The 6,394-nt window shown below is 53.6% G+C and carries 1 protein-coding gene and 7 pseudogenes; 6 read left to right on the forward strand and 2 right to left on the reverse strand.

What is annotated here, in order from left to right:
- Window positions 1-105: 105 nt before the first annotated feature.
- Window positions 106-357 (reverse strand): annotated as a pseudogene (locus QZ506_RS21150) (transposase); the annotation flags it as partial.
- A gap of 75 nt (window positions 358-432) precedes the next feature.
- Here QZ506_RS21150 and QZ506_RS21155 point away from each other — a divergent pair.
- The 6 genes and pseudogenes from QZ506_RS21155 to QZ506_RS21180 all read left to right on the forward strand — a co-directional run.
- Window positions 433-636 (forward strand): annotated as a pseudogene (locus QZ506_RS21155) (helix-turn-helix domain-containing protein); the annotation flags it as partial.
- A gap of 313 nt (window positions 637-949) precedes the next feature.
- Window positions 950-1,468: pseudogene (locus tag QZ506_RS21160) on the forward strand (Hcp family type VI secretion system effector).
- A 202-nt stretch (window positions 1,469-1,670) separates the two neighbouring features.
- Window positions 1,671-3,717, forward strand: a pseudogene (locus QZ506_RS21165) (type VI secretion system tip protein VgrG).
- Between the two features lie 9 nt (window positions 3,718-3,726).
- Window positions 3,727-4,738: pseudogene (locus QZ506_RS21170) on the forward strand (PAAR domain-containing protein); the annotation flags it as partial.
- A 170-nt stretch (window positions 4,739-4,908) separates the two neighbouring features.
- On the forward strand, window positions 4,909-5,088 hold the full coding sequence (locus QZ506_RS21175) for a hypothetical protein (protein ID WP_291973729.1): 180 nt from the start codon (window positions 4,909-4,911) through the stop codon (window positions 5,086-5,088).
- A gap of 140 nt (window positions 5,089-5,228) precedes the next feature.
- Window positions 5,229-5,926: pseudogene (locus QZ506_RS21180) on the forward strand (ankyrin repeat domain-containing protein).
- Between the two features lie 40 nt (window positions 5,927-5,966).
- On the opposite strand, the pseudogene QZ506_RS21185 reads toward QZ506_RS21180, so the two are convergent.
- A pseudogene (locus QZ506_RS21185) lies at window positions 5,967-6,394 on the reverse strand (transposase); the annotation flags it as partial.

The following is a 6,394-nucleotide window of genomic DNA, read 5'->3' on the forward strand; positions in this document are numbered from 1 at the left end:
GGTGATTTTAAAATTTTGTTTTGCCATGGAGACCTGATTTTGAAACAACTGTGGTGATCTGCTCCGATGATTACCCAAAAGTTCTATTTATTCAACAAAGCCTTTAATCAGTTTAAAAATCGAGTCAACAAAGCCCTGTAAAGCCCTCAATGAAAGGCCAAACACGCGTTTCATCATCAGGACTGTGGTGATGGCCATATCTGAGTAGTGGAGAGGTCGTCCACACCGTTCAGTAGTGTTTTTTTCCGTCCATGCAGCAATGGCTGATTCATCTAGCCATACGGTTAGAGAACCGCGCTGCTTGAGGGCCTTGTTATAAGAGGGCCAGTTGGTGATTTTAACATTTTGTTTTGCCATGGAGACTTGATTTTGAAACAACTGTGGTGATCTGCTCCGATGATTACCCAAAAGTTCTATTTATTCAACAACGCCCTGCAATACCTGAAGTCTTACAGGCTGCATAAAGCGCGCCTGATGATGCTCAATGATGGCGTGCGGGCTGGAGCGGCGGCGGTGCGCGTTGGGTATGAGAGCGTGTCACAATTCAGTCGGGAATTTAAACGCTACTTTGGCGCAACGCCAGGTGACGAAGTTGCACGGCTGAAAGTCACCAATATGGCGGTTGAAGAAAGCTGAAATAGCCAGAAATTCGCGTTGGCAGTCAGGCAGGAATAAAGGGTGTCAAGCGGGAGAGGATATTGTGTCAGCACGCTGTATCAGCATGACTGCGCATTCTGCGCAACTTCTTGCTTACTTTCTGGAGTAAATCACTTTTTACGCAATGAATGCCGTTTTTTCGCGAGGTCTACGCAACTTCTTGCTCGGACGTGGCGTAAGGGAAATGGCCTTCAAGTAATTATTGTTTAAAAAAACAAGATAAAAATTGGCATGCGAATTGCCCTACGAACGTTGCAATGACTCAACCCGTTCAATAACAAGGAGAAACACTATGCCAACTCCATGCTATATCAGCATCGAAGGAAAAACACAGGGCAATATCACCGCAGGTGCCTTCACCTCTGACTCCGTCGGCAACATCTACGTGCAGGGCAACGAAGATGAGATGCTGCTACAGGGATTCAAACACGTAGTCACCGTACCGACTGATCCGCAATCAGGCCAGCCTTCTGGTCAACGCGTCCACAAACCGTTCAAATTCACCGTCGCGCTGAACAAAGCCGTCCCGCTGATGTACAACGCGCTGACCTCCGGTTAAATGCTGCTGACTGTGACCCTGAAGTGGTATCGCACCTCTGTGGAAGGCAAACAGGAGCACTTCTTCTCCACTGTGCTGACCGACGCCACCATCGTGGACATCAACTGCCAGATGCCACACTGCTAGGCTCCATAAAAACTGGACTACACCCAGCTTATCGAAGTGTCTCTGGCCTACCGCAAAATCGACTGGGAGCACACTGTTGCCGGAACCTCGGGTTCTGACGACTGGCGTGCGCCAGTCGAAGCCTAAGCGCAGATGTATAACCCGGCCCTGTGCCGGGTTTTCTGCGTTTGTTACTGCAACCGTTTTGATTCATCAGCACCACAACAAGCACGTGCTCTGTGCACTGGGTTAACCCAACGCACAGCGTCATGACAGAAACGACGACGAAACGGTCAGCCATCGGGGCGTGCGGTAGCCATGGTAGGGCGAAACAATAAGGAGAGAATAGGTGGCAAACAGCACAGGATTACAGTTCACCGTGACACTCGGCACGCTGCCAGCAAGCACGTTTGTGGTGGTGGATTTCAGGCTCGATGAAGGGTTGAATCGTCCCTTTAGCTTGTCACTGAATCTGGCCAGCGCTCAGCCAGACATTGATTTCAGCGCCGTGTTGGATCAGCCCTGCGAACTGTTGATATGGTTCGACGGTGAACTTCAGCGTCGTGTCAGCGGCATCGTCAGTGCCTTTACCCAAGGCGATACCGGTTTTCGTCGCACCCGCTGTCAGGCAGAGGTGCGTCCGGCATTGTGGCGCACGGGCCTGCGCACCAACGCGCGCATTTTCCAATCGCAGAAGCCGGATGCCATTATCAGCACCTTGTTGCAGGAAACGGGTATTACTGATTTCGCTTTTGCGCTGCGCCACGAGCATGCTGAGCGCGAATATTGCGTTCAGTATCGTGAAAGCGATCTGGCATTTATCAGCCGTCTGGCAGCGGAAGAGGGAATGTATTTCTTCCATGAGTGTGAAGCAGGCAAACACCGGGTGGTGTTCGCCGATGATGCGGGGGCGTTGGAGAAAGGCACTGAGCTGTTTTTCAATCTGGCGGCACAGGGATTGTCGGAAGGCGCTTACGTCAGGCGTTTTCACTATGCGGAACGCGTCGGTACGGCGGAAGTTGCGCTGAAAGACTACAGCTTTAAAACCCCCTCCTATGGATTGATGCACAGCAATCTTATCCGTGATTTGGCTCATCAGCGCGAAACTTACCAGCGCTATGATTATCCGGGCAGTTTTAAACAGGACCCGAGCGGTAAGGCATTTAGCGCTTTCCGTCTGGATGTGCTGCGTGCCGACGCCTTTACCGCCACCGGAGAATCCAACTGTGCGACATTGATGCCCTGCAACACGTTTACGCTGACGGAGCATCCACAACAGGCGCTTAACATCGTGTGGCAAACGGTGTCAGTGACCCATGTTGGTCAGCAGCCTCAGGCTTTGGAAGAGGAGAGCGGGGGCTGGCCCACGACGCTAAGCAACGCATTCTCGGTAGCGAAAGCCAGTACGACCTGGCGTTCGAACCTGCCGTTTAAGCAGATGGTGGACGGCCCACAGATTGCGACAGTGGTCGGTCCGGCAGGCGAGGAGATCTACTGCGATAATTTTTGCCGCGTCAAACTGCAATTCCCCTGGGATCGTTACGGTGCCAGTGATGATCAAAGTTCCTGCTGGGTGCTTGTCAGTCAGGGCTGGGCGGGCGGTCAGTCAGTATGGTTTGATTGCTATCCCGCGCATTGGGCACGAAGTGATCGTCAGCTTTTTGGAAGGGGATCCCGATCAGCCCATCATCACCGGGCGCACCTTCCATGCCACCAACCCGACGCCGTATTTGTTGCCGGTGCACAAGACGCGTACCACGTTGCGTACTGACACGCACAAGGGCAGCGGTTTTAACGAATTGCGTTTTGAAGATGAAGCCACGCGTGAGCAGATCTATCTGCATGCGCAGAAGGATCGTGACACGGTGGTGAACAATATTCACCGGCAAAGCATCGGACGTGACCAACACCTGAGCGTGGCGCAGGACCAGTTTCAGCGCGTTGACCGCTATCGTCACCGTACTGTTGGTCAGGATGATTTCGAGCAAATCGTGCAGGACCATCACCAAACCATTGGTCGCAACGTTATCCAGCGTATCGGCCAGTCGCTGAAACGCTTTATCGGCGGGGGGGGGGGGGAGGTGAGTCATATCGAAGGGAGTCGACAGTCGACCATCACTGGCTCGGAAGAGACGCTGATCGGCGCGCATCAACGGGTTTTAGTTAATACCGACAGTTACCTGAAAGCGGCGGATATTGTGCTGGAAGCTGGCCAGGCATTAACCATCAAAGCGCCCTGCGGGTTTATCAAAATTGACAGTGCGGGTGTCACCATTTCCGGCACCTTGGTCAAAATTAACGATGGTGGTTCAGCGGGGGCGGGCACCGCGCCAGTCTCCATTGCGCCCGAGACACCGAGCGCCCCCACGTTGCCCGACGCGCCGGACAGACGCTAAGGAGAGAGCATGCCCAGTGCAGCACGACTGGGAGACAGCTGTGCCGGTCACGGCTGTTTTCCTGCTACGCCGATTATCGCCGGAAGTGGCGATGTCATCATCAATGGTAAACCCGCTGCCCGTAAAGGCGATGCGGTGCTGCTCCACGCGTGTCCGTGCCCGAATATGCCGCACGGTATTCACGATCGTGCCATTTCAGCCGGATCGGGGAATGTCATCATCAATGGTAAACTGGCGGCACGGGTTGGCGACGCTATCGGCTGCGGTGGTTCCGTTGCCGCAGGCAGCGGCGATGTGATTATTGGCAGTACGCCTTACCAATCTCCGGTCAAAGCGTGCGCGGAACAGTCCGCAAAAAATCGTGCCCCACTGCTGGCCTTGACGCCGATGCTATTGCCTACGCTGATGGAGTGGGCACAATCGGCGGAGTTGCCGATGGTGGATGAGCTGTTGACATTTGCGCAACGCAAAGATCGCTATCTGGCGCGCGCCAAACTGGCAACCGAGGCGACATCCCTGCCGGGATTGGTGGATGCAGCGAAACGTCTGGCGTTCAACAACGACAATATTCTGCGAGCGGAAGCTGCACAGTATGTTTACTCGGTGGACGAATTTCGGCGCGGTGTAATGGATAAATTACCGAAAGCACCCGTCGTGCTGGAACTTTTGGATACCAGCAAGCTGCCCGGCTTGGCGGCGAGAGACTTTACCGATAGCAAAACCGGCTTTGGTGCAGCACTGCTTAAATCAGCGGTGAATGGAGAGACCATGCTGACTTACCGGGGCACCAACAATGCGGTGACCGGTGTGCAAGATTGGGTGACGAATGCCAGCCAGGGGATGGGGATGAAATCCGATCAATACAACCAGGCGATGTACTTGGCAACCAAAGTAAAGGATGTGATCTCTCCAGCTCCGGTAATTGTTGGTCATTCGCTGGGCGGCGGGCTTGCTTTCCGGCGCGGGAGCATTAATTGGCGGCGATGCCGGCGCTGCAATCGGCGGTGTGATGGGGCTTTGTTGAATAATAGTGAGTCATGCTGTTTTGCCAAGCCAGTTTTGGTAGAAAATGCTTGTCCCCTCAGGTGTACAGTTTTCTCATGAGGCCTAACTGCATGATTTTGCGTTGCGATGATCCGTCGTTTCACTGGACTGCCAGCATAAAATCTATTTATTCAACAAAGCCGTGTGATGGGTGTGGTCAAGTTACTGGACGTCGCGTTGCCGAAAGCGAGCGGAGAGATGTTATCTCTACCTGATTCCGGCGGATCGCCATTAGCCAGTTACGGTATGGATCAGGTGATTGCTGGGATTGAAAACCAGAAAAAAGAATACATCGGACAAATCACCAGCACCTTCTGGGGGATGTAATGCAATGGTTAGTCAGACAAAAAGCGCCACCACGCCGTGGATTATGGCCTGCTGTTGGGCTAACCGGCCGCACGCGGGCGGCGTGGTTGGGAGCAGTGCTGATCGGGCTGCTTACGGCTTGTCAGGCAGGAGGGCACAGTATGGATGCCGGTGAACTTTTTCCCCCTCATTGGTGGCGGTGTTGCACAACATTCAAAAAGGTGACGCGGCAGGAGCCCGTTATTCACTGAGTCACGGAGCCGATCTCAATGTGCAGGGCAAAGAGGGGGTGACGCCGCTGCAATGTCTCATCTATCAAAACCAGGGTAAACGTGTAGTGCAACGGGCGTTGATGCTGGGGGCCGATCCCAATTTCAAAGATGGCGCCGGTGATAGCGCGGTCAATACCCTTGCGGGAGCGAAAGATCCCGAATGGCTGCGCCTCATACTGGATGCAGGTGGTAACCCGAACGCTATCGGCCGGAGTGGACAACCCGCGCTGTTTGCTGCCATCGGTGAAGATCGCTGGGACAATGTGCGACTGCTGGTGGCGCGCGGTGCTGATATCGAGCTGGCCGATGAGGCGAAAACCACTAGTGTGCATTACGCCGCTTATTTGAACAAATATCAGATGGTGCACTGGCTGATTGAGCAGGGCGCGCAGGTAGAAACCTATTCCGCGACGGGAAGCAGTCTGGCATGGCGCGTGTATGAAAGCGTATCCATTATGGCGCAGCAATCACCGGAATATCCCTAGCTGCTTAAGGTGCAGCAGCAATTGTGGGATAAGGGTGTGTCCTTCCCACCGCGCTCTCCGGCGCAGATGCGCGCACAGTGGGAAAAAGGCCACACGCCGTAACCTCACAACACATTTGAATCTTTTTGTCACCTTACTAATACAGGTAAACAATGGGATAAACCGCATCCAGGGGGCGATTTTGCCATTCAACAACCTGCTCCATAACGGCATCGGTGACCTTAGATACCAGGGCGGGTGAGACATCCGCGTCATACAGTTCTTTGAACGCAGCGGCAATTTCGCGGGTGGTCATCCCTTTGGCATACAACGATAAAATCTGGTTATCCATCCCGGTGTTCCGGGTCTGGTTCTTCTTCACCAGTTGCGGTTCAAAGGAACCATCACGATCACGTGGTGTACGCAGTTCCAGCGGACCATCGCCGGTGGTAACAGTCTTTGTGGAGTAGCCATTGCGCGTGTTAGTTCCAGATTTTGACTGGTGCTTCTCATGCCCGAGGTGATGGGTCATTTCAGCATTAAGGGCAGCTTCAACGCTGATCTTTTTCAGCAGGCGATCAAACTGGTTGA

The sequence above is a fragment of the Candidatus Symbiopectobacterium sp. genome (assembly GCF_020054415.1).
GTDB lineage: Bacteria > Pseudomonadota > Gammaproteobacteria > Enterobacterales > Enterobacteriaceae > Symbiopectobacterium.

Excerpts from the sequence above, each read along its gene's own strand:
- QZ506_RS21175 (WP_291973729.1), top strand. The coding sequence starts at position 4,909 with ATGGGTGTGGTCAAGTTACTGGACGTCGCGTTGCCGAAAGCGAGCGGA.